Here is a 23,968-nt window from a genome sequence, read left to right on the forward strand (position 1 = left end):
TCCGGCCGCCGGCGCGCAGGATCGAGTCATGTCCGAGATCGGAACGAGGAGTTCTGGAGATATGACGATGAACGGTGTGGCGGAGCTCGACGGCACGGTGGCCCTGGTGACCGGCGGCAGCCGGGGCATCGGGGCGGCGATCGCGCTGCGACTGGCCGAGGACGGCGCCGACGTCGCCCTCACCTACCGCGACGGCGGGCAGCAGGCCGAGGAGGTCGTCGGGAAGATCACCGCGATGGGGCGCCGGGGCTGGGCGGTCCGGGCGGACGGCGCCGACCCGCGCGCGGTGCGCGAGGCGGTGGCGGCCGTCGTCGAGCGCTTCGGGCGGCTCGACGTCCTGGTGAACAACGCGGGCGTCGGCGTCCTCGGCCCGATCGGCGAGCTGGCGCCGGCCGACGTCGACCGGGTGCTGGAGGTGAACGTCCGGGCGCCCTTCCTGTTCGCCCAGGCCGCCTCCGAACACCTGGCCGACGGCGGACGGATCGTCACCATCGGCAGCTGCATCGCCAAGCGGGTCGCCTTCCCCGGCGCCACCCTCTACGCGACCAGCAAGGCGGCGCTGATCGGACTGACCAAGGCGCTGGCCCGCGAGCTCGGCCCGCGGGGGATCACGGCGAACGTCGTCCACCCCGGCCCGATCGACACCGACCTCAACCCGGCCGACGGCCCGTCCGCCGGGTTCCAGAGCGGCCTGACCGCACTCGGCCGGTTCGGGGCGGGCGCGGACGTCGCGGCGGCCGTCGCCTACCTGGTGGGCGGCGACGGCCGGTACGTCACCGGTGCCGAGCTGGCGGTGGACGGGGGCTTCGCGGCCTGACGGTGTGAGGGCTCGAGGGTTCGCCGGCCTTGGCGCTCGAGTGCTTGAGTGCTTGGCTGCCTGACGGCTCGTGGGCCCGCGGGCTCGCGCGGCGCGGGCGCGGGGCGTGGTGCCGGTCCGGTGGTGCGACCACCGGGTCGGTGTCGCGCCGGGCGGTTGTCGGTGGCGCCGTTTACGATCACCCGGTCCGACCCGTGATCCCGACCTCCGCCGACCGAGAGGCGCGCCATGACCGCCACGGAAGACCCGATCGTGCTGCTCGCCCGGGCCCTCGCACAGACCGCCGGGCTGATCGACGGCACCGGCGTCGAGCTGGCCGGCCACCCGACCGCCTGCCGCTCCTGGGACGTCGGGGACCTCGTCAGCCACCTGCTCTTCGACCTGCGGCAGTTCACCGTCCGGGCCCAGGGCGGGCAGCCGGACTGGTCGCAGTCCTTCGAGCGGGTCGAGGAGGACTGGCTGCACGCCTTCGAGGCCGGTGCCGAGGGCCTCGTCGACGCCTGGCGGGCGGCCGGCGACCTCTCGGGCACGGTGGACGTCCCCGGGTTCGGCACCCTGCCGGCCCGCTTCCCGGTGGACCAGCAGATCGCCGAATTCGCCGTGCACGGCTGGGATTTGGCCCGGGCCACCGGCCAGTCCACGGACGGGCTGGACCACGAGGTGGCGCTGGCCGCCCTCGCCTGGGCCCATGGCGCCCTCAAACCCGAGTACCGCGGCGGCGAGGAGGACCACCACGCCTTCGGGCCGGAGGTCACCGCGCCCGAGGGCGCCCCGCCCTACGACCGGCTCGCCGCCTTCTTCGGTCGCGACCCGGCCACCGCGTAGCCGGTTCCGGCGCGGGTGGTCGGGGATCGCCCGGCGGATCCCGCCGGGGGGGGGGGCGGGGGGCCCGCCGGCCCCCCCCGGCGCCCCCCCCCCCCCCCAACAACACCCCCCCCCCCCCCCCCCCGCCGGCGCCGCCCCGCCCCCGGGGGCCGGGTGTTGGGGGGCGGGGGGGGGGGTCGCGCCGGGGGGACCCCGCGGGGCGCACGACGGCGGACCGGTCCGCCGTCGTGCGCCCGGCAAGATCCGAAACAGCGGGCCTACCGCAGGACGGCGAGGACGGTCCCCCACTGGGAGGTGGTGCGTCCGGCCGCGGCGCAGTGGTCCGGGTCGGTGGCGATCTTGTGGGCGGTGGTGAGGCGGTAGGAGGAGAGGGCGAGCGCGGGCAGGGCCGTCCAGCCGCTGCCGAAGGCCGGCGCCGTCCCGGTGTTGCTGCCGACCGCGCCCACCAGGAGGTCGCCCGGCCGGCAGGCGACGGAGCCGGAGTCGGTGGTGAAGGTCGTCCCGCCGGCGTCCCCGGAGGCGCGGGCGGCGGACCGGGCGGTGGTGACGCCGCGGAACTCGTCGACGGCGATGTGGAACTTGCTCGCCCGCGGGTAGTCGGCGCGGACCGTGTCGGCGGTGGTCAGGCCGGCGGCCCGGAAGGCGGCGAGCACGAGTACGCGGTGGCGCAGCGAGTCGGTCACGTCCCCGAGGACCTGGAAGCGGTCCTGCCCGGTGTCGGTGACCGAGACGGCGCCGGGGCAGGTGCTGGTCAGCATCATCGTGACGACCAGGGCGTCCCCCCGGCGGACGGGGGAGCGCACCGGGAGGTCGGCCCCGGTGCTGGACACGGCCTCCTGGTCGGCGGCGGTGCGGGCGACCCAGGCCGGGCCGGTGGTGCCCGCGGCCCCGGCCGGATCCTCCGCCGGAGCCCCGGTCGGATCCCCGGTCGGACCCTCGCCCGGGCGTTCCGTCGCGGACGGCCGGTCGGAGGCGGCCGGTCCGGAGGCCCCGGCGGGGCAGCCGTGCGCGTCGGGCGGTGCGGCGGCCGGGGTGTCGTGGCCGGTCAGGGCGAGTGTGCCGCCGCTGCCGAGCGCGATGCCGACCAGCAGACTGATCGCATGGGTCCAGATCCGGCGGCGGCGTGGGCGCGGCGTGGCCGACTGCCCGCCCGACTGCCCGCCCGACTGCCCGCCCGGCTGTCCGCCCGACTGCCCGCCCGGCTGTCCGCCCGGCGCCGGACCGGCGGCCGCGGCCGGTGCGGAGGCCGGTGGGGCCGTCGGGGTCGGGGTTGCGGCCGGGGCCGGTGGGGTGGCGCCGGGCTGCTCGGCGCCGACGGCGGCGGTCCACCGGGCGTGCCACTGCGCCTCGTCGCCGCCGCAGGCCCGGACGAACGCCCTGGTGGTGGGCCAGGACGGGACCCGGGCGCCGGACGCCGCTTCGTAGAGCGTGGTGTGCGAGATCGACCCGGCCGTCTTCGCCATCGTGCGGAAGGACGGCTTCCCGGCGTCCAGGCGCAGGCGGCACAGGTCGGCCGCCAGACTCTCGGCGGGGGTGGGCGCCGGCGCCGGCGCCTCCTGCCCCGGTTCGGACTTCTGCTCCGCCACGACGACCCCCGTTGTCAGATGTCGGATCCCTCGGTGCCGTTGCTCGATTGTCGGGTACGGATCATAGCCCTGTGTGACGGCGGTGTTCAGTCCTCCGTCGAAACCCCTTGGGGGGAAGGCGTGTTCGGCCTGTTCGGCGCGTGGTGTCAGGTGTTGTCAGTTTCCGTCAGGTGCTACCGAACAGCCCGTGTCGTCCGGTCAGCTGTGTCCCGCCGGCCGGGGTTGTCCGGGCGGCACGTCAACGGTTCACACCGAACAGGGGAGTTGACATGGGCAAGGGCATTCTCAAGAGGATCGGGCGACGCGGCGCGACCGCGGCGGCCGTGGTCGCGCTGGCGGCCGGCGGGGTCGGTCTGTCCGCCGGCAACGCGAACGCCGACGGGTGGTACTACCTCACCAGCCACGTCTCCAGCGGACACGGCGTGGGCCTGTACTCCATGCCCCAGTCGTACTGGCCGTCCTACAAGCCGTGGGTCTACGACCTCTCCGGTGTCGGCCACACCGGGGACAAGATCGCCCCCGACTGCTGGACGAGGGGCGAGGACATCAACAACCAGGGCAATGTCTGGTACCGGATCCACGCCGCTCACCTGGGCGCCAACGGCGCGGAGTACTGGGACACCGCGTACGTCTACGGGGCTTACGCGGACAGCAACTGGTACTTCCACTTCGCCTGGCAGAACGGCTCGATCGGCGGTTGCTGACAGTGCCCGACCCCGCCCCCGCCCGTCCGCCGGGCGGGGGCGGGATCAGCTGTGCGCCTGCTGCGCGGCCGCCCGCTTGATCGCCTCGCGGATGCGCGGGTAGCTGCCGCAGCGGCAGATGTTCTGGATCTGGTCGATGTCCGCGTCCGTCGGGGCCGGGGTCCGGCGCAGCAGGGCGACGGCGGTCATGATCTGACCGGGCTGGCAGAAGCCGCACTGGGCGACGTCGCAGTCGAGCCAGGCCTCCTGGACGGGGTGCAGCGCGTCGCCGTCGGCCAGGCCCTCGATGGTGGTGACGCTGTGGCCCTCGCAGTCCCTGACCGATCGGGTGCAGGGCTGGAACTCCTGGCCGTCCAGGTGGCTGGTGCAGGCGCGGCAGACGCCCACCCCGCAGCCGTACTTGGGGCCGGTGACGCCGAGCTTGTCGCGCAGCACCCAGAGCAGCGGCATGTCGTCCGGGGCCTCGACGGTGACGGGCTGCCCGTTGAGGACGAAGGTGTGGGTGGGCATGGCGTGGTGGGGTTCCTTGGCTGGGGGAGTCGGGCGGCGGGTCAAGCGGTGGGTCAGAAGGTGACGGGGAAGGAGCGGGGGCTGGTGCCGGTGGCGCGCGCGTAGGCGTTGGCGACCGCGGCGGAGGCTGCCGGAACGCCCAACTCGCCCGCACCACCCGGGGATCCGCTCGGCGGCATGAGGTGGATCTCGACCACCGGCGGGCTGTTCCGCTGCCGCGCGTACCGGAAGTCGGCGTAACTGCCCTCCCGGACGGCGCCGTTGTCGATGTGGTTGCCGGCCTGCAGGATCACCGAGATGCCGTCGATCAGCGCGCCGGTCAACTGGGCTTCCAGGCCACGGGGGTTGATCACCCGGCCGAGGTCGGCGGCGATGACGGCCTTGGTGACCCGGGGGCCGGCCGCGTCGGTGGCGTCGAGTTCGACCAGGTAGGCGGTGCACCCGCCGTTCTCGTCGTGGTAGCCGATGCCCTGGGCCTGCCCCGGAGGCATCGGCCGGCCCCAGGAGCCCTCCCGGGCGACGGTGTCGAGGACGGCACGCCCCGCGGTACTGCGCAGTCGGGCCCGGCGGAAGGCGACGGCGTCCTGGCCCATCCGGCGGGCGAGTTCGTCCATCATGATCTCGTCGGCGACCCGGACGGTGCCGGAGTAGACCGAGCGCCAGCTGCCGGTGTGCATGTCCAGCGGCACCTCGGCGAGGAGCTGGGTGGGCAGCCCGACGTCGTACGGGTTCTTCTCGCTGAGCAGGAAGAAGGCCTGGGCGAGGCTGAGTCCGGCCAGCGAGAGGTTGAAGCCGGCGGCGGTGAGGCTCTCGCCGAGCCCGTGCCGGAAGTCGGTCTTGACGGTCGCGGCACGGTGTTCGTAGCTGAGGACCTGGCCGAGTGCGTACGTCGCCCGGATCCGGTGGTGGCTGGCGGGGCGCATCCGGCCGTGGCGCATGTCGTCGTTGCGGGTCCACATCAGCTTGACCGGGCGGCCGGCGGCCCGGGAGATCTGCGCGGCCTCCAGCGCGGCGTCGAAGAACAGCCGGCGCCCGAACGAGCCGCCGCCGCGCACCACGTGGACGGTGACGGCGTCCTGGGGGAGGCCGAGTTCGGCGGCGATGGTCTGCTGGGCGACGATCGGCGTCTGTGCGGCGAACCAGAGTTCGGCGCGGTTGGGCCGTACGTCGGCGACGGCCGTCAGCACCTCCATCGGGGCGTGGTTGACGAAGGCGAAGTCGAACTCGCCGTCCACGTACCGGGTGAGCAGCGGCGGGACGAGGAACGGCGCGTGGGCGGCGCGCAGCCGGGTGCGGATGTCGGGGTCGGAGAGCCCGGCCAGCGGCCCCGGGTTCCACGCGGTGCGCAGGGCGTCGCGGGCCTTGAGGGCCTGGTCGAAGGTCTCGGCGAGGACGGCGACTCCGCTGGGGATCTGCACCACGCCGAGCACGCCGGGCATCGCGCGGGCGGCGGAGGCGTCCAGGGACCGCAGGGTGCCGTTGATCGTGGTGGGGCGGGCGACAACCGTCGGCACGGCGCCGGGGACGGCGAGGTCGCCGGCGTACACGGCGCGGCCGGTGACGATGTCGCGGGCGTCGATCCGGCCGGTGGGCGTGCCGACCAGGCGCTGCCGCTCGGGCGGCTTGGGGGCGGCGGAGACGGCCGGGACGGCGACGGAGGCGGCCTCGGCGGCGAGTTCGCCGTAGCCGGCCCGGCGGCCGTCGGGGGCGAGGACGGCGGAGTCGGCGGTGGTCAGGGTGTCCGCCGGAACGTTCCAGCGCCGGGCGGCGGCGGTCACCAGCCGGGCGCGGGCGGCGGCGGCCGCGGCGCGCACCGGGTCGTACAGCGAGCGCACCGAGTTGGAGGCCCCGGTCAGCTGGTTGAAGAGCAGTTCGGGGCGGCCGTCGGAGAGCGGGACGTCCACGTCGGCGAGCCGGGCGTCGAGTTCCTCGGCGACCAGCATCGCGATGGCGGTGGTGAGGCCCTGGCCGACCTCCAGCCGGGGCAGGTGCAGCACCGCGCGCCCGGCGGCGGTGAGTTCGAGCACCAGCAGGTGCGAGGTCGGCAGGCCGGCGAGGATCAGTGCGTCGCCGAGGTCGAGGATGTCCGGGATGCCGGGCAGGCCGATCAACTGCGAGGGGGCGGCGGCCTCCTGGGTGGCCGCGGCGGCGCGGACGGCGGCCCGCGCGGTGGCGGGCGCGGCGGCGTCGAGGCCGAGCCGGGCGCCGACGGTGAGGGTCGGCGCGGCCAGCAGGTAGGTGAGGAAGCGGCGGCGGCCGGTTCCGCTGGCGGCCGGTTCGTCGCCGGGGTGGCCGGTGTCGGTGGTGGACGGGGCGTCGCCGGAGTGGCCGGTGCCGGTGGCGGCCGGTTCGCCGTCCGGGTGGTCGGTGTCGCCCGAGGGGGCGAGGGAGGTGGTGATGGGAGGAGTCCTTCGAGCCGTGACGGCGCCGGGAACGGGCGGGCACGGCGGCCCCGGCCCCGGTGCCGGATCGCGAACGCCGTTGAGCATAGGAGGGCGTTACTGACGGGTCAACACGGCCAACATTGGCCCCCGGGTGGGCTCGTCGGGCTCCGGCGGCGGGCCGGCCGGGCGGATTCGGGGCGGGTACGGACGGCGTCGTGACCACGCGGGCGGGGCGCCCCCGGGGGTGCGGGGAACGGGCAACCGGCCACCCTCGCACGGGGGTTCAGCGATCGCCCGCCGGTGCGGCGGCGCCCCGGCCAAGTGGCCCAGGGAATTCCTTGATCACTGGACCTTCCGGGCGGACCGGTTCCTTCCTAGGCTGAGCGGCGAACCGTTGCGAACCGCCGGCCCGCGCGCCGCCCCACGCCAGGAGAGAAGTGCCGACCAGCAGCGCCCCAGCCACCAGACTCCTGCCGCCGGCCGGACCCCAGCGCACCCTCGCCGCCGCCCAGTTGGCGAGCGCCGTCGGCGACGGCGCCTACTTCACCTGCTCCGCGCTCTACTTCACCCACGTCGTCGGCATGTCGGCGACCGCGCTCGGCGCCGGCCTCGCCGTCGCCTGGGCGCTCGGCTCCCTGGCCGGGGTGCCGCTCGGCGCCCTCGCCGACCGCCGCGGGCCGCGCCGCACCGCGGTGGCGCTCGCCCTCGCCACCGCGGTCGTGGTCGCCGCCTTCCTGGTGATCCGCGACTACGGGCCGTTCCTGGTCGCGGTCTGCGTCTACGCGACCACGCAGTCCGGGCTCACCGCCGCCCGGCAGGCGCTGGTCGCCGGCCTGGTGCCGCCCGCCGAGCGCACCGGACTGCTCGCCCACCTGCAGTCGACCCTCAACGGCGGGCTGGCCGTCGGCGCGGCCATCGGCGGCGTCGCGCTGACCATCGGCACCCGGGCGGCGTTCCTCGGCGCCTTCGTCGTCACCGCGCTCGGGTTCCTGGCCGGCGCACTGGTCCTGCTGCGGCTGCCCGAAGTCCCGCCCGCGCCCGCCCGGCCGGACGCCGGACCGCGCCTGGCCGTCCTGCGGGACCGCCGCTACGCGGCCGTCGCCCTGGTCAACACCGTTCTGCTGCTGCGGATGCCCCTGCTCAGCCTGATCCTGCCGCTCTGGATCGCCGACCGCGCACCCGGGATCGGCTGGCTCAGCTCGGCCCTGTTCGTCCTCAACACCCTGGGCGTGCTGGCCTTCCAGGTGCGGGCGGCGCGCGACGTCACCGGACTGGCCTCGGCCACCCGCGCGGTCCGCTCCTCCGGGCTGCTGCTGCTCGCCTGCTGCGCCGTCTTCGGCCTCTCCGCCCTGGACGTGCCGCTGTGGGGCCTCGCCGCGCTGCTGGTGGCCGCCTCGGTGCTGCTGCTGGTCGGCGAGATGCGGCAGTCGGCCGGCTCCTGGCAGATCAGCTTCGACCTGGCCCCGCCGGACCGGATCGGGCAGTACCAGGGCTTCTTCGGCACCGGCGTGGCCGTCGCCCGCACCCTCGGCCCGCTGCTGCTCACCGCCCTGCTGCTGGACGGCGGCCTGGTCGGCTGGCTCGTCCTGGGCGTCCTCTTCCTGGCGGCCGGCCACGCGATGGGGCCGGTCGTGCGCTGGGCCGACCGCGACCGCGACTACCCGTCGCCCGCCGGGCCCTCCCGACCGTCCTCCGCCGTCGGGGCCACGGCCGCCGAGAAGCCGTAGAGGTCGTCGTCACCGCCGTAGCGGTCCTCGTCCCCCGGTGGCGCCGGCCGCGCCCGGTGGGCCCGCCCGGCGAACAGGTCGTCGGGCGCGGTCTCGGCCAGGTCGGCCAACGGGTCGACCGCCGGGCGCGTCCGCTTCTCCCCGGTCATCGCATGCTCCAACCGCCGCTGTTCCGGATACGCCCGATGCTACTCCGCACGCCGCTCCGGGCGGGGCCCGGAAAACGGTGGCCACCGGCCGCCGCCCGCTGGCATGCTGACCGCGTGGACCGACCCCAGATCTGGCTCGACTTCGCCCCTGAGCTGCACCTCTTCGTCTCCGCGCCCCGCCGGGCCGGCCGCTCCTCGCTGCGCACCGACGGCACCTCGACGCTCGGCCACCTCGTGGAGTCCCTCGGAGTCCCGCTGACCGAGGTCGGCGCGCTGCTGGTGGACGGCCGCCCGGTGCCGGACGCGCACGTCCCGGCCGACGGCGAACAGGTGACGGTGGAGGCCGTCGCCAGGCCGCAGCCCTCCGCCGTCCCGCCGCGCTTCCTGCTCGACGTCCACCTCGGCACCCTCACCCGGCGCCTGCGGCTGCTCGGTGTCGACGCCGCCTACGAGAACCCGGACATCGGCGACGCCGCGCTCGCCGCCCGCTCCGCCGCCGAGCAGCGCATCCTGCTCTCGCGCGACCGCGGCCTGCTGCGCCGCCGCGAACTGTGGGCCGGCGCCTACGTCTACAGCCACCGCCCGGCCGAGCAGCTGCGCGACGTGCTCTCCCGCTTCGCGCCGCCGCTCGCCCCGTGGACCCGCTGCACCACCTGCAACGGCATGCTGCGCGACGCCGACAAGACCTCGGTGCTGGAGCAGCTCCGGGACGGCACCGAGCGCTCCTACGACGCCTTCGCCCAGTGCGTCGACTGCGGACAGGCCTACTGGCGCGGCGCCCACCACGCCCGGCTGGACGCGATCGTCGGCGACGCCCTGCGCGAGTTCGGCACGCCCGCGGGCGGCTGAGACCGGCCCGATCGGACGGTCCTTCGCGGCCTCGGCCGCCGGCCGCCGCGGGGTGGTGCCCGTTCCGGGGGCCGTGGTCTCATCGGTGGTGGGTGCGGGGCGAGGTGCTCCACCAGGCGAGAGGGGCCGGGCCGATGAGCGGTCAGCCGGTGCGTGAGCCGTTCGGGACGGCGGACGTCGGAGACGTCCCGCTGGTGACCGCCCCGGACGGGGCCGTGGTCCGGCCGCTGCTGGTGCTCGACGGGGGCGGCAGCCTCGCGGAGTTCGAGCTCACCCCCGGGCAGGTCACCCGCGCGGTCTCGCACGCGACGGTGCAGGAGCTGTGGCAGGTCACCGCCGGCGCCGGACGGCTCTGGCGGCGCCAGGACGGGCGGGAGGAGACCGTGCGGCTCGCACCCGGTACGGCGGTCTCGATACCGCTGGGCACGGCGTTCCAGTTCCGGGCCGACGAGGACGCGCCCGGGCCGCTGCGGATCGTCGCCGTCACCATGCCGCCGTGGCCCGGGACGGACGACGAGGCGCGGCCCGAGGACGGCCCCTGGGAGCCGACCGCCGGCTGAGCGGGGCGGGCTGAGCGGGCGCCGCACCTGCGCGCCGGGCCGCCGATCCGCGGGATCCGGCGCGCCGACCGGGTGCCCGGCGGGTGGCGTCGGCGGAGAATCTCCCCAGGAGCCAGGAGGAGGCCGTGGTGGAGTTCGAGGTGATGATCGAGATCCCGCAGGGGTCCCGGAACAAGTACGTGATGGACTTCGTCGCGGGCCGGATCCGCCTCGACCGCACCCTGTTCACCGCCACCCGCTACCCCGCCGACTACGGCTACGTCGAGGGCACCCTCGGCGGCGACGGCGAGCCGCTGGACGCCCTGGTGCTGGGCGGCGAACCGGCCGTGCCGGGATGCGTCCTGACCTGCCGGGCCGTCGGCATGTGGGTGATGCGCGACGAGCGCGGGCCGGACCAGAAGGTGCTCTGCGTCCCGGCCCGCGACCCGCGCTACGCGGAGCTGCGCGACATCGGGGACCTGCGGGAGTTCGACCTGCTGGAGATCACCCACTTCTTCCAGGTCTACAAGGACCTGGAGCGCGGCAAGTCGGTGGAGGGCTCGCACTGGGCGGACCGCTCCGCCGCGTACGCCGAGATCGCCGAGTCCCGCGCCCGCGCCGCCGGCACCCGCTGGGCCCACCCGGCCTGACCCGGACCCGGTGGGGGGCGGGCAGGCCGGGTGGGGTGGGTCAGAGGTGGGCGGCGTGCAGGATGGCGCGGACCTGGCCGGAGATGGCGGCTTCGTTGCGCTCGAACTCCGGGCTGGTGAGGCGGTCCCGGTCGGCGGGCAGGCCGGTGAGCACGGGGGTGTGGAGGTGGCCGCCGGGCAGGTCGGGGGCGAGGTCCAGGCGCAGCCGGTTGGAGCGGTAGGCGACCTCGTTGGAGAGGTACCCGCCGCCGCCTCCGGCGACCGCGCGGGAGCCGGGGGTCGGTCCGTCCTCGCGGTCGACGGGTGAGGCACCGCCCTCGGGGATCTCGGTGACGGAGGTGTTGAGGAGGACGGGGTAGGGCTGCTGGACGGCCGTCATGGTGTCGGTCGGCAGGGTGGTGCGGATGAACTCGGGCCCGTCGCCGAGCCCCGGGGCGGTGGCCGGGTGTTCGCGGGTGCCGCCGGACAGGGTGCCGGTGTTGTCGGTGGCGGGGTCGGCGGAGCGGGCGCGCCCGGCCCAGGCCTCCAGGGTGAAGAGGCCCGGGTAGCCCTGGCTGATGCTGGTGATCAGGTCGGCGGCCTGTCGGCCGGGTGTCAGGTGGGGGCCGAAGGCGCGCTCGACGATGCCTTCGTCGAAGTCGCCGTAGCGGACCGGGAGGACGACGGCGCGGATCTCGGCGGTGCCGCCGTCGGCGAGGGTGATCCGTCGGCCGTGCAGTTCCAGGACGGCCGCGCCGGAGGGGTTGGCGCGGCGCGGCTCGGTGTCCAGGCCGAACGGGTCGAAGCCGCTGACGAAGATCCGCCGGACGCCGGGCCGACCGCTGAAGCCGTCGTCGAGGCCCCGGGAGGCGTCCTCGAAGCGGGCCCGGAGTCCGGCCCGGTCGATCTCGAACCCGGGCTGCCAATGGGCGAGTTGGACGGTCATGGCGAGCCTGGTCCAGTACAGCGGGCGGTCGTCGCGGGCGGGCAGTTCGCCGTGCGCCCGCCGGCCCTGGGAGCGGTCCACCCCGGCCTGCCACAGGGCCTGGCCCCAGGCGTCGACCAGCTGTTCGGCCTGCTCGGCGTCCCCGGCGGTGCACAGTGCGGCGGGGAAGCGGTGGACGAAGGAGTCCAGGCCGGAGCGCTCGGTGAAGGCCGCGGTCCGCGGGTCCCGCAGTCGGGCCTGTTCGGTGTCCACGGGGGCCGTGGTGACGGTCGGGCAGCCGGCCTGGTCGGCCCGGGCGGTGGCGGGGGCCAGCAGGGCGGCGAGCGTGCCGACGAGGGTGGCGGCCAGGGTGGTGGCGCGACGGAGAGATGTCATGCCACCGACAATAGGTGCGGGGTCGGCGGCCCGCCAGGGCGCCTCCGGCGGGGTTCCGGGCGTCGCCGGAGGGGTCCGCGAAGGGCCGCGGACGGGTGGGAACCGCCGCGGACGGGCGGGAACCGCCGCGAGTTCTACAGCGTTGTCGTAGTCGAACGGAAGAACAGCGGTATATCGGACGGTTGTGGAGGAAGTCCCATGAGTGTGGCCCTGACGAAGGGCGGCAACGTCTCCCTGGGGAAGCAGGCCCCCGGGCTGCGGACCGTACGGATCGGCCTCGGCTGGACGGCCGGCGCCGGGTACGACCTGGACGCCAGCGCCCTGCTCTGCGGCCCCTCCGGGAAGGTCGTCTCCGACCGGCACTTCGTCTTCTTCAACAACCTGCAGAGCCCGGACGGCGCGGTCCGCCACCAGGGCGGCGCCGGCGACGGAACGGGTGGCGACCGGGAGCGGATCGAGGTCCGGCTCGCGGACGTCGACGCCGGGGTCGAGCGGATCGTCTTCGCCGTCGCGATCTACGACGCGGCGCAGCGGCGGCAGAGCTTCGGTCAGGTCCGCGGCGCGTACGTGCGGATCGCCGACCCGGACGGCGGCGCCGAGCTGGCCAGGTACGAGGTCGCGCCCGAGGCCGGCAGCGAGACCGCGATGGTGTTCGGGGAGCTCTACCGCAACGGTGCGGACTGGAAGTTCCGGGCCGTCGGGCAGGGGTACGCGGCGGGCCTCGCCGGCATCGCCGCGGACTTCGGCGTGGACGTCCTGCAGCCCGCTCCCGCAGCGCCGGCCGCCCCCGCTCCGGCGGCCTCCGTGCCGGCCGTCCCCCCGCCACCGCCGGCGCCGCCCGCGCTGCCCGCCGCCGCGCCGCTCGCCCCCGTGACCCAGTCGACCGCAGGGAGTCTCCCCGTGACCTGTTTCTTCGATCCCTCGCACGGCCCCGGTTCCGCGGTGGTGTCGTGGTCGCCGCAGTGGGGCGTGCCGCGCCCGGTCGAGGCCTGCGCTGCCTGCGCCCAGCGGGTGCAGACCACCGTGCCGCCGTTCTACACCCCGCCGCAGGCCGGCTACCCGCAGCCGGTCCAGCAGGGCTACCCGCAGGTGCCCGCTCAGGCCCAGGGGCAACCGGCCCAGGGCGGGCGGCGGTTCGGGACGGGCGCGATGATCGGTGCGGGCGCGGCGGGCCTGGTCGGCGGCGTGCTCCTCAACGAGGCGTTGAGCGACGACGGCCCGGAGGTGGTCGTGAACAACTACTACGAGGATGACGAGGGGTTCTTCTAGACCGGCCCGGTCCGGTCCGGGGCCCACTCCCGACGGCCGCACGGCGCACCCGCGCCGTGCGGCCGTCGGCGTCCCGGGGGGCCTTCTCCTGCGGCGCTGCTCCGGCGCTGGTGCTCAGGCGTCCTGGCGCCGGTGGGCGCCGGCCCGGGCGGCGGCCTCGGCGGCGGCCGCGGCGCGGTCGGCGGCGCGCTCGTCGAGTGCTTCGGCGGTGGTCAGCATCCGGTAGTAGAGCGGTGCGGAGACGGCCCGGATCACCTCGGACTCGTCGGTGCCCGTGGGGAGTTCGCCGCGTTCGACGGCCTCGGTGACGCACGGCGCCCACTCCTCGACCCGGCGTCGGTAGAACAGCCGGAGGGCCTCGGCGGCCTCCGTGTCGCAGGCCGCGGCGACGATCACCGCCCGGAACAGGGCGCCCTGCCGGGGGTCGGCCAGGGTGCGCTGGACGAGCCGGGCGTTGGCCCGGAGGTCCTCGGTGAGGGAGCCGCTGCGGGAGCGCGGCAGCGACTGCTCGGCCATGTCGGCCAGCAGGTCCGCGACCAGGGCGCTGGTGGTGCCCCAGCGACGGTAGACGGTGGTGCGGCCGACCTCGGCCCGCTGGGCGACGTCGCCGAGGTCGAGGCCGCCGAAGCCGCGTTCGACCAGGGCGTCCTCGGCGGCCCGCAGGACGGCGGCGCGGACCCGGGCGGTGCGGCCGCCGGGGCGGACCGTCCCGGGGGTGGGGGAGTCGTGGTTCTCGACGGCCATTAACGGGATTCCTGTTCCATTAGTTCGGGTCGGCCTGCTAGGGTCGAACCATCCTAACGGCATGGGAGTCCCGTTAAGGGCTTTCGAGGGGAGAACCGTCATGACCTCCGCCACCGGCACCGCCATGGAGTACCGCAGGCTCGGCAACTCCGGCCTCAAGGTCCCCGCGCTCAGCCTCGGCACCGGCACCTTCGGCGGCCGCGGGCCGCTGTTCGGCGCCTGGGGCACCACCGACGTCCAGGAGGCCCGGCGCCTGCTCGACATCGCCGTCGACGCCGGCGTCACCCTCTTCGACACCGCCGACGTCTACTCCGACGGCGCCTCCGAGGAGGTCCTCGGCCGCGCCGTCCGCGGCCGCCGCGACCAGGTGCTCATCTCCACCAAGGCCGGCCTGCCGCTGGGCGACGGGCCGAACGACGCCGGCACCTCCAGGGTCCGCCTCACCAGGGCCGTCGACGCCGCGCTGCGCCGCCTCGACACCGACTACCTGGACCTCTTCCAGCTGCACGCCTACGACGCCGGCACCCCGGTCGAGGAGGTGCTGGCCACCCTGGAGGACCTGGTCCGGGCCGGCAAGATCCGCTACACCGGCGTCTCCAACTTCTCCGGCTGGCAGCTGATGAAGTCCCTGGCCGCCGCCGACCGCCACGGCCGCCCCCGCTACGCGGCCCACCAGGTCTACTACTCCCTGGTCGGCCGCGACTACGAGTGGGAACTGATGCCGCTGGCCCGCGAGGAGGGCGTCGGCGCCCTGGTCTGGAGCCCGCTGGGCTGGGGCCGCCTCACCGGCCGGATCCGGCGCGGCCGGCCCCTGCCGGCCGGCAGCCGCCTGCACGACACCGCCGACTACGGCCCGCCGGTCGAGGACGAGCTGCTGTACCGGGTGGTCGACGCGCTCGACGAGGTCGCCCAGGAGACCGGCCGCAGCATCCCGCAGGTCGCGATCAACTGGCTGCTGCGCCGTCCGACCGTCTCCTCCGTCATCATCGGCGCCCGCAACGAGGAGCAGCTGCGGCAGAACCTCGGCGCGGTCGGCTGGGCGCTGACCGAGGAGCAGGCCGCCCGACTGGACGCCGCGAGCGACCGCACCGCGCCCTACCCGTACTTCCCGTACCACCGTCAGGAGGCCTTCGCCCGGCTGAACCCGCCGCTGGCGGGCTGACCCGATGTGTTGTCGGTGCGGCTGATCGGGGGCCTGCGAGTGCGTGCGACCGCGGTGGACTGGTCCGCCCGGCCGGTCGCGTCAGCCGTCCGCCCCGTCAGTCCCGGTGGCCTCGACGTCCTCGTTCGCCGGGGACGAGGTCCGCCGGGGCCGGCCGCGGCCGGCGACCGGAGCCCGCCCGCCGCCGGTGTGACGGTCATGGGGACCGCCTGTGTGACTCAGGTGTGCCTCAGCTGACCCTACGGGGCGGTACTCCCGGGCGCCCGGTCACCGCCGGACGGCGGGCGCGGAGCGCGGGTCCACCGCAGGACGCGGTCGAGGAGGAGGGCGCCGCCGGCCAGCCAGGCCGCGGCGAGGAGCCAGCCGCCGAGCACGTCGAGGGGCCAGTGGACGCCCAGGTAGACGCGGCTGAGGCCGATCGCGGCCGCGAACACCGCCGCGCAGGCCACCGCCCACCGCGCCAGGCCGGGCCGGGCCCGGGCGACCGCCAGCGCGAGCAGCCCGGCGCACACCGCCGAGGTGAACGTGTGCCCCGAGGGGAAGGAGAAGCCCGACGCGGAGACCGCCCGGTAGCCGGCGGGCGGGCGGGGGCGGCCGAAGCCGTGCATCAGGCCCTGGCGCACCAGCTGCCCGAGGGCCAGCCACAGCAGCGGCGCCAGTGCCAGCGCGACGGCGCGCCGCCGCTCCCTCGGCCGGGGCACCGCGCCGAGGAGCACGGCACCGGCGGCGAGCGCCATGACGTACGGGGCGGCGCCGGTGCCGAACCACGTCACCGCGACGGCCGCCTCCCGGGCCGCGGCCGGTCGGTGGGCGGCGCTGCGGGCGAGCGCCCAGGTCTCGAACCCGAACGGGGCCCACCCACGGGTCGCCAGTCCGACGGCGAGCACGACGAACAGGCCGGCCGCCACCGCGGCGGTGGTGCGGGCGCGGCGCGGGCTCGGCCGGCTCATGAGGCGGCCTCCGGGTGCAGCGGCCGTCGGCACCACGGCTGCCGGCACAGCGGCTCACGGCGCAGCGGCCCCCGGCCGGGGCGCGCGGCCGGGGCACCGGCCCGCGCGGCCGGCCCGCCGGGCAGCACGCCGGGGCGGGCCGTCACCGGGTGCCCGCCTTCCGGCGCGAGCGCATCAGCTCCAGCCCGAGCGGCAGCAGCGACACCACGACCACCGCGGCGACCACCGGCAGCAGGTAGTGGTCGACGTTCGGCACGGAGGAGCCGAGCGCGTAGCCGGCGAGGACCAGGCCGAACGTCCAGACCAGGCCGCCGACGACCTGCCAGAGGGTGAAGGTCCGGGCGTCGACGCCGAGCGCGCCCGCCAGCGGGTTGAGGACGGTGCGCACCACCGGGACGAAGCGGGCCAGGACGACGGCTTTGGCGTGCCCGTAGCGCTGCAGGATCTCCTCGGCCCGCGCCGCCCCGTCGTGCAGGCGCTTGTTGCGGGAGCGGGTGAGCAGCGTCCGGCCGCCGCGGCGCCCCAGCAGGTAGCCGACCTGGGCCCCGGTCAGGGCACCGACCGCGGCGGCGGCGAGCACCTGGGCGAGGTCCAGGTGCGGTCCGCCGTGGGCGCTCGTGGTGCAGAGCAGGCCCGCCGTGAAGAGCAGCGAGTCGCCCGGCAGGAAGAAGCCGACCAGCAGGCCGGTCTCCGCGAACAGCACCACGGCGATCCCCAGCGCGCCGAACGCGCCGAGCAGCGATCCGGCGTCCAGCGGGTTGACGGCCAGCGGGTTGACGGCCAGCAGGCCCGACGACAGGTTCACCATGATCTGCGTCCCTCCTCGGGGAGCGGGTTCGGTCGGCTACGGCCGGAGGGCCGTGGTCGCGTCAGGCCAGGGCCCGGGGGGTGCGCCGCTCGGTGGTCGCCAGCCACGCCACGGCCACCACGATGACGGCGGCGAGGGCCAGGCTCACCGGCCCGGTGCCCAGGTCCAGGCCGCCGCGCTCCCGGCTGACCCCGGCCCAGTCGGCGAAGCAGGCGCCCAGCGGGCGGGTGAGCACGTAGGCCCACCAGAACGTGAGCACCGGCGAGAGGCCGGACAGCCGGTGCGCGAGCGCCGGCACGGCGATCAGTGCGGCGAACAGCAGCCCGGAGGGCAGGTAGCCCCAGCCCAGGGTGGCGGCGGTCAGGTCACCGACGGCGGTGCCGAGCGCGAACGTGGCCATCACCGCGCACCAGTAGAAGACCTCGCGCCGGCCGCCGGCGACGGTCTCCACCGCGAGCGTCCCCTCGGTGCGGCGCCACAGGGCGAACACCAGGGCGAGGGCGCCGGCGAACGCCACCGTGGAGACGGCGTACGGCACGCCCAGGGCGACGTGCGCGACGTCGGCGGCCATGGTCCCGAAGACGCTCACCATGACGACCGCGGCCCAGTACACGACGGGGACGTAGCGGCGGGTGCGGGCCTGTGCGAACAGCGCGGCGGCCAGCAGCAGCGCCGCCGAGCCGACCGCCGGCACCGGGCCCAGGACGCGGGCCAGGTAGTCGGAGGTGGTCTCGCCCATGCCGGTGGTGAGGATCTTGACGGCCCAGAACACGGCGGTGACCTGCGGGACCTTGCTCCAGGCGGGCCCTGCGGAGAGGTCCTGGCGTCGGTGGGTCCGCTGGGGGGTAGTCGTGGCGCCCACGAGGACGGCGCTCCTTCCATGATGCGCGGCGCGGGCCGCGCCGACGAGACGAGGGGGTCGGCCGCCGATCCTCGACGGGCCCGGGGCCTTTCCCGGGCGGTACCGCCAGCATGTCCGGGTGTTGCTGAAGATCGGCTGAAGACCTGAAGACGCCTTCAGCTTCCGGTCGGGGGACCTGCCACCCTGGTGGGTATGCGCGTACTGGTGGTGGAGGACGAACGCCGGCTGGCCCAGACGGTCCAGCTCGGACTGACCGCGGAGGGGTTCACCGTGGACGTGGCCCACGACGGGCTGTCCGGCCTGGCCAGGGCCATGGACCACGCCTACGACGTGATCGTCCTCGACATCATGCTGCCCGGCCTCAACGGCTACCGGGTCTGCTCACGGCTGCGGGCCGCCGGCAGCGACGTCGGCATCCTGATGCTCACCGCCAAGGACGGCGAGTGGGACGAGGCCGAGGCGCTCGACACCGGTGCCGACGACTACCTGTCCAAGCCCTTCTCCTTCGTCGTCCTCACCGCACGGCTCCGGGCGCTCGCCCGCCGGATCGGCAGCCGGGCGCCCCGGCGCACCGTCCTGGGCGACCTCGTCGTCGACTCCGCCGCCCGCACCTGCTCCCGGGGCGGTGCCGCCGTCGCGCTGACGCCGCGCGAGTTCGCCGTGCTGGACCACCTCGCCCGCCGGGCCGGTGAGGTCGTGTCGAAGCGGGAGATCCTGGACGCGGTGTGGGACACCGCCCTCGACAGTGACCCCAACACCGTCGAGGTCCACGTCAGCGCCCTCCGCCGCAAGATCGACGCGCCCTTCGGCCGGGCCGCGGTGCAGACCGTCCGCGGCGCCGGCTACCGCCTGGCGTCCGACGGCGGCTGACCGGCTGACGGCGGCTGACCGGCTCGGGGCCGTGCCGGGCCGGGGGCGGGGCTCAGTCCCGGGTGACCGGCAGACGGGCGCGGAAGGTGGTGCCGTCCGGCGCGTCCTGGACGGTGAGGGTGCCGCCGTGGATGGTGGCGATGTCACGGGCGATGGACAGGCCCAGACCGCTGCCGCCGTCGTCGCGGCTGCGGGCCTCGTCGAGGCGGGTGAACCGTTCGAAGATCCGCTCCCGGTCGGCCGGATCGATCGGGGTGCCGTCGTTGGCCACGTCGAGGACGGCCTGCCCGCCGGTGTCGTCCCCGGACAGCCGGACGGTGACGTGCCGGCGGGCGTGGCGCTGGGCGTTGTCGAGGAGGTTGGTCAGCAGCCGTCCGAGCCACAGCGGGTTGCCGGTGACGGTGATCCCCTCCTGGGCGTGCAGGTCGACGGGGTGGGGCTGCGGGCCGCGGCCCGCCACGGTGGCGCGGACGAGTTCGGTGAGGTCGACCTGTTCGTGCGGGCGGTCGCTGCCGGTGGCGTCGAGGCGGGCGAGGAGCAGCAGGTCGGTGGCGAGGGACTGGAGGCGTTCGGTGTCCTCCAGGGCTCCGGCGACGAGACCGGTGCGCACCTGGGGGTCGGGGTGGGTGAGGGCGATCTCCAGCTGGGCGCGCAGGCCGGTGAGGGGGCTGCGCAGTTCGTGGGAGGCGTCGGCGATGAACCGGCGCTGGCGGGTGCCGGCGGTCTCCAGGCGGTCGAGCATGGCGTTCATCGTGCCGGCGAGGCGGGCGATCTCGTCGTCGCTGCGGGGTTCGGGCACCCGCCGGTCGAGGTCGCGGTCGCCGATGGCGGCGACCTCGGCGCGGATCGCCTCCACCGGGCGCAGCGCGCGGCCGGTCGCGCGCCAGGTGAGGGTGGCGACGGTGACCAGCAGGACGGCGCTGAGGCCGGCCAGTGCGGCGGTGGTGAGGTCCTCCGCGGTGTCGGCGGTGCGCAGGGAGGCGCCGACGCGGATGGTGACGGGGCCGGCGGGGGTGTCGGCGGTGAGGGTGGTGACGCGCTGGTGGTGCTCGTCGCCGAGGGCGCGCAGGTCGTAGCTGGTGTGGCCGTCCTCGGTCGTGGTGGGGGTGAGGGCGGGGTGTCCGGTGAGGTTCTGGCTCGCGGCGACGACCTTCCCCGCCGCGTCGGTGACCTGGATGAAGTCGGTGCCGTGGTCGAGGGGGAGCGGTGTGGCGAGGTGGCCGTCGGCGGCGAGCCGGGCGACGGCCTGGGCCTGTTCGCGGGCGCCCGTCTCGACGGTGCGCTCCAGGTTGGCGCGCAGCAGCAGGAGGACGGCGGCGGACGCGGCGAGCATGACGACGGCCACGCTGGCGCAGGCGGCGAGGGTGGTGCGGGTGCGGACGGACCGCGGTGCGAGGCGAGCGACCAGGGGAGCGACGCGGGGGTGCCTGGCGAGCCGGTGCAGTGCGGCCGTGGCGCGGCGGCGGACCGCCCGGGGAGCGGAAGGGCGGGTCCGGTCAGTCACCTGCGGCCACCCCGGGGAAGCCGGCCCCGCCCCGGGGCCCTGCCGACCGCCCGTCGTTCTCCACCAGTACGCGCATGCCCCCAGGGTGGCAGGTCGCCGGGCCCGGCGGCTGAAGGTGCCTTCAGGTCTTCAGCGTTCCTTCAGCAACGCCGCCGGTGCCGCCCGTGGCGTCGCCCGTGTCGTCCTCGCCCTCCCAGCGCAGCAGGTCGCCCGGCTGGCACTCGAGCACCTCGCAGAGCGCGGCGAGGGTGGCGAACCGCACCGCCTTGGCCCGGCCGTTCTTGAGGACCGCGAGGTTGGCGGGGGTGATGCCCACGCGGTCCGCGAGCTCGCCCACGGACATCTTGCGCCTGGCCAGCATCACGTCGATGTCGACGGCGATCGGCATCAGATCACCTCGTCCAGCTCGGCCTGCAGCTGGGTGGCCTCGACGTCGCGCGCGACGGCCTGGGCGAGCAGCATCCGCAGCACCAGCACGATGAGCGCGACGCCCAGGATGGCCAGGCCGATGCCGCCCATGATGACGGTGACCCCCGGGTCCTCGCGCTGGCCGGGCGCGTTGACGGCGGTGACCGAGAACCAGACGAGGGAGGCCGCCACGATGGCGCCGATCACGCCGTCCACGTACCGGAAGGCGGCAGGGGAGAACACCGTCCCGCGCCGGACCATCGCCACGAGCCGCCACACGCAGACCAGGGCGACCTGGGCCGACGCCAGCCCCAGGATCGTCAGCAGGCGCATCGCGGTCAGCGGCAGCGTCCCGTCCTCCGGGTCGGTGGCCAGCGCCCACACCAGCCCGGCCTGTACGAGCACGGTGCCGGCGAGCACCACCAGGAGCACGGCGCGCAGCGCGCGCACGGTCAGATTTCCCACGGTCATCCCTCCATCGAATGACGATGGGAATCTATCGAATCTCGATAGGTGGAGCAAGGTGCGGGGAGCGCCGGGAACGGTGGAGGGCTCCGCGGCTCCCGGCGTGCCACCCCGACGGACCAGTCGGCCGCCCGGTAATCCGGTTGCCCCGCCGACCGGGGTGCGGCAAGGTCCGCACCATGCTTGAACTGCGAGTACTCTCCTCCGACGACTGGCCGCTCTGGCGCGAGCTGCGCCTGGCCGCCCTCACCGAGGCGCCGTACGCCTTCGGGTCCGTGCTCGCCGACTGGCAGGGCGACGGGGACCGCGAGGCCCGCTGGCGATCCCGGCTGGAGATCCCCGGCGCCCTCGACCTGGTGGCCGTCCTGGACGGCACCCCGGTCGCGATGGCCAGCGGCGTGCCCGCCGACGGGGACGCCGCGGCCGCCGAGCTGATCTCGATGTGGGTCGGCCCGGCCGCCCGCGGCCGCGGGGTGGCCGGCGAGCTGATCGACGGGATCGCCCGCTGGGCCGCCGAGCAGGGCCGCACCACCCTGAAGCTGGCCGTGATGCCCGACAACGACGCCGCGATCGCCCTCTACCGCCGGCACGGCTTCGCCGACACCGACGAACCCGGTGACCTCCTCGACGACGGGCTGCGCCGCGAGCTGGTGCTGGCGAAGCGGCTCGAGGAGGCGTAGCTCCCGCCCGGCGGGGCCCACCCGGCGTAGCTCCTGCCCGGCGCGGCCCACCCGGCGCGGCCCACCCGGCGGGTCACGTCCGGACGGGCCCCGCGGTCACTCCACCCCGGCCCTCGCCCGCACCTTGGCCTTGGCGTGGGCCGGGAGCCCGTTGGCGAGGTCCTCGACCAGCAGGCGCCAGGCGACGGCGTCCGCGGCGGTGCGCAGCTGCGGGCTGCGGGGGCGGCCGGCGTCGGCGTCCAGCCGGGCGTTGAGCCAGTCCGACCAGGCGCGGGCGAGGGCGCGGACCTCGCGGGTGCCGGCCTCCGTGTGGGTGAGGCGGTCGCCGTCGCGCGTCAGGTAGCCCTCGACGGTCATCCGGTCGAAGACCGGCTCCAGCACCTCGGGCGGCACGCGCTTGCGGGCGGCGATCAGGCCCAGCGAGGCCTCGCCGAGCGCCTTGTCGTGCCCGGCGACCTCCATCAGCGCCCAGGCGCCGGCGAGGTCGACCGGGGTGTCGGCGTCGGTGACGATCGAGCGGACGGTGTCCAGGTCGACGCCGCGGACGATCTTGCAGACCGCCAGTTCCAGGTGCGGGTCGGGGTCGCTGCTGTTCGGCTGGGCGAAGCCCTCGCCGAGGTCGGTCGAGCCGGCCCGGGCGGTGTCGCGCAGCGGCACCTGCTTGAGGAACAGCGCCACCACGAAGCCGATCAGCGCGACCGGCACCGTCCACAGGAAGACGGTGTGCAGGGCGTCCGCGTACGCCTGGACGATCGGCGCCGCCTGCGCGGGCGGCAGCCGGTGCAGCCCCTGCGGGCTCTCCGCGGCGCGGGCCAGCAGCGCCGGGTCGGCGCCGGTGAGCCGAGCGGACACGGCCACGCCCCTGGCCAGTTCGGTGCTGAGGCTGTTGGCGTAGATGGTGCCGAACACGGCGGTGCCGAAGGAACTGCCGATGGTGCGGAAGAAGGTGACCCCGGAGGTGGCGGTGCCGAGGTCCGCGTAGTCGACGGTGTTCTGCACGGCGATGGTGAGCACCTGCATGCTCAGCCCGATGCCGACGCCGAGGACGAACATGTAGGAGGAGGCCAGCGCGGTGCCCGTGCCCGGTTCCAGCCGGGAGAGCAGGTAGAGGCCGACGGCCATCACCAGGGTGCCGGCGATCGGGAACATCCGGTACCTGCCGGTCTTGCTGACGACGTTGCCGCTGGCGACCGAGGCGATCAGCAGGCCGATCACCATCGGCAGCATCCGCACGCCGGAGACGGTCGCCGAGTCGCCGTCGACGTACTGCAGGAACGTCGGCAGGAAGGTCAGTGCGCCGAGCATGGCGAAGCCGACGATGAAGCTGAGCACCGAGCAGACCGCGAACACCGGGTTGCGGAACAGCCGCATCGGCAGCATCGGTTGGACGGCCCGGGTCTCCGCCCGGCAGAACAGGCCGAGTGCCAGGACGCCGCCGGCGAACAGGGCGATGATCACCGGCGAGCCCCAGGCGTACTGGTTGCCGCCCCAACTGGTCGCCAGGATCAGGGCGCTGGCGCCGACCGAGACCAGGGCGATGCCCAGGTAGTCGATGACCGGCCGCACCGCCGAGCGGACCGCCGGAATGGTCCGGGCAGCCGCGATCACCACGACGACGGCGATCGGCACGTTGACGTAGAACGCCCAGCGCCAGGACAGGTGGTCGGTGAACAGCCCGCCCAGCAGCGGGCCGATCACCGTGGCCACGCCGAACACCGCGCCGATCGCGCCCTGGTACTTGCCGCGCTCGCGCAGCGGGATGACGTCGGCGATCAGCGCCATGGCGGTGACCATCAGGCCGCCCGCGCCGACGCCCTGGAGCGCCCGCCAGGCGATCAGCAGCGTCATGTCGGTCGCCAGGCCGCACAGGAACGAGCCGGTGATGAAGACGATCGCGGACACCTGGAACAGCAGCTTGCGCCCGTACAGGTCGCCGAACTTTCCGGCCAGGACGGTCGCCACCGTCTCCGCCAGCAGGTAGGAGGTCACCACCCAGGACATGTGGGCGGCACCGCCGAGGTCGGCCACGATGGTGGGCAGCGCGGTGCCGACGATGGTCTGGTCGAGGGCGGCCAGCAGCATGCCCAGCACGATGGTGCCGAAGACGACGTTCCGCTGCCGGACGTCCAGCACCGGTGGGGCGGCGGGCGGGGTTTCGGTCGCGGCGTTCATGCCCTCAGCCTCGGGCCCGGCCGCGGGCCGCCGC

At 75.4% G+C, this 23,968-nt stretch carries 24 protein-coding genes; 11 read left to right on the plus strand and 13 right to left on the minus strand.

All coding sequences use genetic code 11. The features are described from left to right. Positions 1–61 precede the first annotated feature (61 nt). Together ACFYUY_RS30855 and ACFYUY_RS30860 are read left to right on the plus strand one after the other, a co-directional pair. Positions 62–817 carry an SDR family NAD(P)-dependent oxidoreductase gene (locus ACFYUY_RS30855; RefSeq protein ID WP_387905522.1) on the plus strand — a complete coding sequence of 252 codons (756 nt, stop codon included), beginning with the start codon at positions 62–64 and terminating at the stop codon, positions 815–817. A gap of 228 nt (positions 818–1,045) precedes the next feature. Continuing rightward, the gene (locus ACFYUY_RS30860; RefSeq protein ID WP_360209685.1) at positions 1,046–1,642 is read left to right on the plus strand and encodes a TIGR03086 family metal-binding protein; all 597 of its coding nucleotides are present in this window, start codon (positions 1,046–1,048) and stop codon (positions 1,640–1,642) included. A 257-nt stretch (positions 1,643–1,899) separates the two neighbouring features. On the opposite strand, the gene ACFYUY_RS30865 is transcribed toward ACFYUY_RS30860, so the two are convergent. Further along, complete coding sequence (locus tag ACFYUY_RS30865) at positions 1,900–3,228, minus strand: hypothetical protein (RefSeq protein ID WP_387905525.1); 1,329 nt, start codon at positions 3,226–3,228, stop codon at positions 1,900–1,902. 269 nt (positions 3,229–3,497) lie between these two features. Here ACFYUY_RS30865 and ACFYUY_RS30870 point away from each other — a divergent pair, with 269 nt between their 5' ends. Beyond that, a complete protein-coding gene (locus tag ACFYUY_RS30870; protein WP_360209689.1) occupies positions 3,498–3,932 on the plus strand; it encodes a hypothetical protein in 435 nt (144 codons plus the stop codon). Between the two features lie 45 nt (positions 3,933–3,977). On the opposite strand, the gene ACFYUY_RS30875 is transcribed toward ACFYUY_RS30870, so the two are convergent. Continuing rightward, the gene (locus ACFYUY_RS30875; protein WP_387905527.1) at positions 3,978–4,442 is read right to left on the minus strand and encodes a (2Fe-2S)-binding protein; all 465 of its coding nucleotides are present in this window, start codon (positions 4,440–4,442) and stop codon (positions 3,978–3,980) included. Positions 4,443–4,495: 53 nt separating this feature from the next. Beyond that, entirely contained in the window at positions 4,496–6,931 is a 2,436-nt protein-coding gene (locus tag ACFYUY_RS30880; RefSeq protein ID WP_387905529.1) for a molybdopterin cofactor-binding domain-containing protein, read from the minus strand. A gap of 332 nt (positions 6,932–7,263) precedes the next feature. Between ACFYUY_RS30880 and ACFYUY_RS30885 the strand changes: the two genes are divergently transcribed. Beyond that, complete coding sequence (locus ACFYUY_RS30885; RefSeq protein WP_360209695.1) at positions 7,264–8,553, plus strand: MFS transporter; 1,290 nt, start codon at positions 7,264–7,266, stop codon at positions 8,551–8,553. On the opposite strand, the gene ACFYUY_RS30890 is transcribed toward ACFYUY_RS30885, so the two are convergent. Beyond that, positions 8,484–8,702 (minus strand): hypothetical protein, encoded by a 219-nt coding sequence (locus ACFYUY_RS30890; protein WP_360209700.1) that lies wholly within the window; start codon positions 8,700–8,702, stop codon positions 8,484–8,486. The genes ACFYUY_RS30885 and ACFYUY_RS30890 overlap by 70 nt on opposite strands. 114 nt (positions 8,703–8,816) lie before the next feature. Here ACFYUY_RS30890 and ACFYUY_RS30895 point away from each other — a divergent pair, with 114 nt between their 5' ends. The 3 genes from ACFYUY_RS30895 (at position 8,817) to ACFYUY_RS30905 (ending at position 10,740) form a co-directional block, all read left to right on the plus strand. Continuing rightward, the gene (locus ACFYUY_RS30895; protein WP_387905532.1) at positions 8,817–9,551 is read left to right on the plus strand and encodes a Mut7-C RNAse domain-containing protein; all 735 of its coding nucleotides are present in this window, start codon (positions 8,817–8,819) and stop codon (positions 9,549–9,551) included. A gap of 134 nt (positions 9,552–9,685) precedes the next feature. Continuing rightward, on the plus strand, positions 9,686–10,111 hold the full coding sequence (locus ACFYUY_RS30900) for a hypothetical protein (protein ID WP_360209704.1): 426 nt from the start codon (positions 9,686–9,688) through the stop codon (positions 10,109–10,111). A gap of 128 nt (positions 10,112–10,239) precedes the next feature. Then, positions 10,240–10,740, plus strand: a complete 501-nt coding sequence (locus ACFYUY_RS30905) for an inorganic diphosphatase (protein WP_360209782.1) — start codon at positions 10,240–10,242, stop codon at positions 10,738–10,740. A 40-nt stretch (positions 10,741–10,780) separates the two neighbouring features. Here the strand turns inward: ACFYUY_RS30905 and ACFYUY_RS30910 are convergent, their stop codons facing one another. Further along, positions 10,781–12,040, minus strand: coding sequence for a pyroglutamyl peptidase (locus ACFYUY_RS30910; RefSeq protein ID WP_387905536.1), 1,260 nt, complete (start codon positions 12,038–12,040; stop codon positions 10,781–10,783). 198 nt (positions 12,041–12,238) lie between these two features. On the opposite strand from ACFYUY_RS30910, the gene ACFYUY_RS30915 reads away from it, so the two are divergent. Then, positions 12,239–13,309 carry a TerD family protein gene (locus tag ACFYUY_RS30915; protein ID WP_387905539.1) on the plus strand — a complete coding sequence of 357 codons (1,071 nt, stop codon included), beginning with the start codon at positions 12,239–12,241 and terminating at the stop codon, positions 13,307–13,309. A 114-nt stretch (positions 13,310–13,423) separates the two neighbouring features. On the opposite strand, the gene ACFYUY_RS30920 is transcribed toward ACFYUY_RS30915, so the two are convergent. Continuing rightward, entirely contained in the window at positions 13,424–14,053 is a 630-nt protein-coding gene (locus tag ACFYUY_RS30920) for a TetR/AcrR family transcriptional regulator (protein WP_387905541.1), read from the minus strand. A gap of 124 nt (positions 14,054–14,177) precedes the next feature. On the opposite strand from ACFYUY_RS30920, the gene ACFYUY_RS30925 reads away from it, so the two are divergent. After that, positions 14,178–15,215 carry an aldo/keto reductase gene (locus tag ACFYUY_RS30925; RefSeq protein ID WP_360209784.1) on the plus strand — a complete coding sequence of 346 codons (1,038 nt, stop codon included), beginning with the start codon at positions 14,178–14,180 and terminating at the stop codon, positions 15,213–15,215. A gap of 239 nt (positions 15,216–15,454) precedes the next feature. Here the strand turns inward: ACFYUY_RS30925 and ACFYUY_RS30930 are convergent, their stop codons facing one another. The 3 genes from ACFYUY_RS30930 to ACFYUY_RS30940 all read right to left on the minus strand — a co-directional run bounded on the left by ACFYUY_RS30930 (position 15,455) and on the right by ACFYUY_RS30940 (position 17,835). Beyond that, on the minus strand, positions 15,455–16,165 hold the full coding sequence (locus tag ACFYUY_RS30930) for a phosphatase PAP2 family protein (RefSeq protein ID WP_387905544.1): 711 nt from the start codon (positions 16,163–16,165) through the stop codon (positions 15,455–15,457). A 142-nt stretch (positions 16,166–16,307) separates the two neighbouring features. Then, positions 16,308–16,973 carry a DedA family protein gene (locus tag ACFYUY_RS30935; protein WP_360209714.1) on the minus strand — a complete coding sequence of 222 codons (666 nt, stop codon included), beginning with the start codon at positions 16,971–16,973 and terminating at the stop codon, positions 16,308–16,310. A gap of 61 nt (positions 16,974–17,034) precedes the next feature. Then, a complete protein-coding gene (locus tag ACFYUY_RS30940; protein WP_360209716.1) occupies positions 17,035–17,835 on the minus strand; it encodes a hypothetical protein in 801 nt (266 codons plus the stop codon). Positions 17,836–18,027: 192 nt separating this feature from the next. On the opposite strand from ACFYUY_RS30940, the gene ACFYUY_RS30945 reads away from it, so the two are divergent. Beyond that, positions 18,028–18,705 (plus strand): response regulator transcription factor, encoded by a 678-nt coding sequence (locus tag ACFYUY_RS30945; RefSeq protein WP_360209718.1) that lies wholly within the window; start codon positions 18,028–18,030, stop codon positions 18,703–18,705. A 52-nt stretch (positions 18,706–18,757) separates the two neighbouring features. On the opposite strand, the gene ACFYUY_RS30950 is transcribed toward ACFYUY_RS30945, so the two are convergent. From ACFYUY_RS30950 to ACFYUY_RS30960, 3 genes are all read right to left on the minus strand, one after another. Beyond that, entirely contained in the window at positions 18,758–20,209 is a 1,452-nt protein-coding gene (locus ACFYUY_RS30950; RefSeq protein WP_387905548.1) for a sensor histidine kinase, read from the minus strand. Positions 20,210–20,330: 121 nt separating this feature from the next. After that, a complete protein-coding gene (locus tag ACFYUY_RS30955) occupies positions 20,331–20,597 on the minus strand; it encodes a helix-turn-helix transcriptional regulator (RefSeq protein WP_360209722.1) in 267 nt (88 codons plus the stop codon). Then, the gene (locus tag ACFYUY_RS30960) at positions 20,597–21,082 is read right to left on the minus strand and encodes a DUF2975 domain-containing protein (RefSeq protein WP_387905656.1); all 486 of its coding nucleotides are present in this window, start codon (positions 21,080–21,082) and stop codon (positions 20,597–20,599) included. Before ACFYUY_RS30960 ends, ACFYUY_RS30955 begins: the two co-directional genes overlap by 1 nt. Positions 21,083–21,261: 179 nt before the next feature. Here ACFYUY_RS30960 and ACFYUY_RS30965 point away from each other — a divergent pair, with 179 nt between their 5' ends. After that, a complete protein-coding gene (locus ACFYUY_RS30965) occupies positions 21,262–21,762 on the plus strand; it encodes a GNAT family N-acetyltransferase (RefSeq protein ID WP_360209726.1) in 501 nt (166 codons plus the stop codon). A gap of 96 nt (positions 21,763–21,858) precedes the next feature. On the opposite strand, the gene ACFYUY_RS30970 is transcribed toward ACFYUY_RS30965, so the two are convergent. Continuing rightward, entirely contained in the window at positions 21,859–23,934 is a 2,076-nt protein-coding gene (locus tag ACFYUY_RS30970) for an MDR family MFS transporter (RefSeq protein WP_387905551.1), read from the minus strand. Positions 23,935–23,968: the final 34 nt, after the last annotated feature.

It is taken from the genome of Kitasatospora sp. NPDC004745, assembly GCF_042873275.1.
GTDB lineage: Bacteria > Actinomycetota > Actinomycetes > Streptomycetales > Streptomycetaceae > Kitasatospora.